This is a genomic window from Streptomyces durbertensis (assembly GCF_014156695.1).
Taxonomy (GTDB): domain Bacteria; phylum Actinomycetota; class Actinomycetes; order Streptomycetales; family Streptomycetaceae; genus Streptomyces; species Streptomyces durbertensis.
Genome location: NZ_WMLF01000494.1, coordinates 1 through 3,724, shown reverse-complemented (window position 1 = coordinate 3,724; position 3,724 = coordinate 1). Strand labels below are relative to the sequence as shown.

Genomic DNA, 3,724 nt, shown 5'->3' with positions numbered 1-3,724 from the left:
GGGTTGCGATTCGGCCGTCCGGCGGCCGACGGAAGGCGCCCGACCCGCGTTTCTCACCCGCCATGACAGTTACCCCTGAGTAGAGGTGACGTACGCGGCCCAGCGGTACACGATGGGAGTCGGCGCGACACCAGACAAGGCACCACCGAGAACGAAGGAACAGCGTGGCTTCCGGATCAGATCGCACCCCGATCATCATTGGCGGCCTGCCGAGCCAGGTCCCCGACTTCGACCCCGAGGAGACCGGCGAGTGGCTCGACTCCCTTGACGCGGCAGTCGACGAGCGCGGCCGGGAACGCGCCCGCTACCTGATGCTCCGGCTCATCGAGCGTGCCCGCGAGAGGCGCGTCGCGGTGCCCGAGATGCGCAGCACCGACTACGTCAACACCATCGCCACCAAGGACGAGCCGTTCTTCCCCGGCGACGAGGAGATCGAGCGGAAGATCCTCAACGCCACCCGCTGGAACGCCGCCGTGATGGTGTCGCGTGCCCAGCGGCCGGGTATCGGCGTCGGCGGGCACATCGCCACGTTCGCCTCCTCCGCCTCCCTGTACGACGTGGGCTTCAACCACTTCTTCCGGGGCAAGGACGGCGGCGACGGCGGCGACCAGATCTTCTTCCAGGGGCACGCGTCGCCCGGCATCTACGCGCGCGCGTTCCTCCTGGACCGGCTGAGCGAGCGGCACCTGGACGGCTTCCGCCAGGAGAAGTCGAAGGCGCCGTACGCGCTCTCCAGCTATCCGCACCCGAGGTCCATGCCGGACTTCTGGGAGTTCCCGACCGTCTCCATGGGCCTCGGCCCGATCGGGGCGATCTACCAGGCGCGGATGAACCGCTACATGGAGGCGCGCGGCATCGCCGACACCTCGAAGTCGCAGGTGTACGCGTTCCTCGGGGACGGCGAGATGGACGAGCCGGAGTCGCTCGGCCAGCTGACCCTGGCCGCGCGGGAGGGCCTGGACAACCTCACCTTCGTGGTGAACTGCAACCTCCAGCGCCTGGACGGTCCGGTGCGCGGCAACGGCAAGATCATCCAGGAGCTGGAGTCGGTCTTCCGCGGCGCCGGCTGGAACGTGATCAAGCTCATCTGGGACCGCTCCTGGGACCCGCTGCTGGCCAGGGACCGGGACGGTGTGCTGGTCAACAAGCTCAACACCACGCCCGACGGCCAGTTCCAGACGTACGCGACGGAGACCGGCGCGTACATCAGGGACCACTTCTTCGGCGGCGACCAGCGGCTGCGCGCGATGGTCGAGAACATGACCGACGAGCAGATCCTGCACCTCGGTCGCGGCGGCCACGACCACCGCAAGGTGTACGCGGCGTACAAGGCGGCCAAGGAGCACAAGGGCCAGCCGACGGTCATCCTGGCGCAGACGGTCAAGGGCTGGACGCTCGGCCCGAACTTCGAGGGCCGCAACGCCACGCACCAGATGAAGAAGCTGACCGTGGAGGACCTCAAGCGCTTCCGGGACCGGCTGCACCTGCCGATCCCCGACAAGGCGCTGGAGGACGGCCTGCCGCCGTACTACCACCCCGGTCGGGACTCCGACGAGATCCAGTACATGCACGACCGGCGCAAGGAGCTGGGCGGCTACGTGCCGACCCGCGTCGACCGGTCCAAGCCGCTGGCGCTGCCGGAGGACAAGACCTACGCGGCGGTGAAGAAGGGCTCCGGGCAGCAGTCGATCGCCACGACGATGGCGTTTGTCCGGCTGCTGAAGGACCTCATGCGGGACAAGGAGATCGGCAGGCGGTTCGTGCTGATCGCGCCGGACGAGTACCGCACGTTCGGCATGGACAGCTTCTTCCCGTCCGCGAAGATCTACAACCCGCTCGGCCAGACCTACGAGGCCGTCGACCGGGACCTGCTGCTGGCCTACAAGGAGTCCCCGAACGGCCAGATGCTGCACGACGGCATCTCCGAGGCGGGCTGCACGGCGTCGCTGATCGCCGCGGGATCGGCCTACGCCACGCACGGCGAGCCGCTGATCCCGATCTACGTGTTCTACTCGATGTTCGGTTTCCAGCGGACCGGCGACCAGTTCTGGCAGATGGCCGACCAGCTCTCGCGCGGCTTCGTTCTCGGCGCGACCGCCGGGCGCACCACGCTGACCGGTGAGGGCCTGCAGCACGCCGACGGCCACTCCCAGCTGCTGGCCTCCACCAACCCGGGCTGCGTGGCCTACGACCCCGCGTTCGGCTTCGAGATCGCGCACATCGTCAGGGACGGCCTGCGCCGGATGTACGGCGAGAACGCCGAGGACGTCTTCTACTACCTCACCGTCTACAACGAGCCGATCCAGCAGCCGGCCGAGCCGGAGGACGTGGACGTCGAGGGCATCCTCAAGGGCCTGTACCGCTACCGGGCCGGGGAGGCCGGCGAGCTGCCGGCGCAGATCCTCGCCTCCGGTGTGGCGCTGCCCTGGGCGCTGGAGGCCCAGCGGATCCTCGCCGAGGACTGGAACGTGCGTGCCGACGTCTGGTCGGCGACGTCCTGGAACGAGCTGCGCCGCGAGGCCGTGGAGGTGGAGGAGCACAACCTCCTGCACCCCGAGGAGGAGCAGCGCGTCCCGTACGTGACCCGCAAGCTCCAGGGCACCGAAGGACCGGTCGTCGCGGTGTCGGACTGGATGCGCGCGGTGCCGGACCAGATCGCCCGCTGGGTGCCGAACACCTACCAGTCGCTGGGTGCCGACGGCTTCGGCTTCGCCGACACCCGTGGCGCGGCGCGGCGCTTCTTCCACATCGACGCCCAGTCCGTGGTGCTCGGTGTGCTGACGGAGCTGGCCCGCGAGGGCAAGGTGGACCGGTCGGCGCTGAAGCAGGCCATCGACCGCTACCAGCTGCTCGACGTGGCGGCGGCCGACCCGGGCGCGGCCGGCGGCGACGCCTGACGCACACGCGGCGGCCCGTGGTACCCCTGTGGGTGCCACGGGCCGCCGGCGTGTGCGGGAGGCCCGGGCGGGCGGCCGGGTGAGCGGGCGGCCGGGTGACCCGCGCCGCCGACTGGCCGAACGTCCCCGTGCCGTCGGCTTTGATGACCGTAGGCGTGATTACGGTGTGGTTACGATTGGCCGTCACGGAAGACAGCGGGAGGTGACCGGGTGACGGGACTGCGCGAGCGCAAGAAGCTGCGGACCCGCAACGCGCTCATCCGTACCGCGCACGAGCTCTTCCTCTGCCAGGGCTACGAGCGGACGACGGTGGAGGAGATCGCCACCTCCGCCTCGGTGTCGGAGCGGACGTTCTTCCGCTACTTCGCCGGCAAGGAGGACGTCGTCTTTGTCGTCCAGGAGACCGTGCAGGCGCGCTACCTGGCCAGGTTCGCGGCCCGGCCGGCCGAGGAGCCGCCGCTGGTGGCGCTGCGCAACGCCATGGACGAGGGCTGGCAGGAGATCGGCGCGACCATCGCCGAGATCGTCCCGCCGGACGTCTACCTGCGGATGTGGCAGCTGATCGAGACCACTCCCACGCTCAGCGCCCTGCAACTGGGCCGCAGCCAGGCCATGGAGGAGGAGCTGGCGGACGCGGTCGCCCGGCGGGTCGGCGTGGACCTCGCCGAGGACCCGCGGCCGAGGGTGCTGGTCGCCGCCTTCTGCGGGGTGCTGCGCACCGCCATGCACGTCTGGGGCAGCACCGGCAACCCCGATCTGGACAGCGCCCGGCGCCAGGCGGGCGAGTACCTCGACCTGCTGCCGGGCGCGCTGTCCGAGGACTGGGG

The 3,724-nt window shown here is 70.0% G+C and carries 2 protein-coding genes; both read left to right on the top strand.

The annotated features are described in order from the left end of the window. The first annotated feature begins 164 nt into the window (after positions 1-164). Positions 165-2,897, top strand: coding sequence for a pyruvate dehydrogenase (acetyl-transferring), homodimeric type (gene aceE, locus GL263_RS23250; protein ID WP_182857705.1), 2,733 nt, complete (start codon positions 165-167; stop codon positions 2,895-2,897). Between the two features lie 210 nt (positions 2,898-3,107). Further along, a partial coding sequence (locus GL263_RS23245; RefSeq protein WP_182857704.1) for a TetR family transcriptional regulator occupies positions 3,108-3,724 on the top strand: 617 nt, incomplete at its 3' end.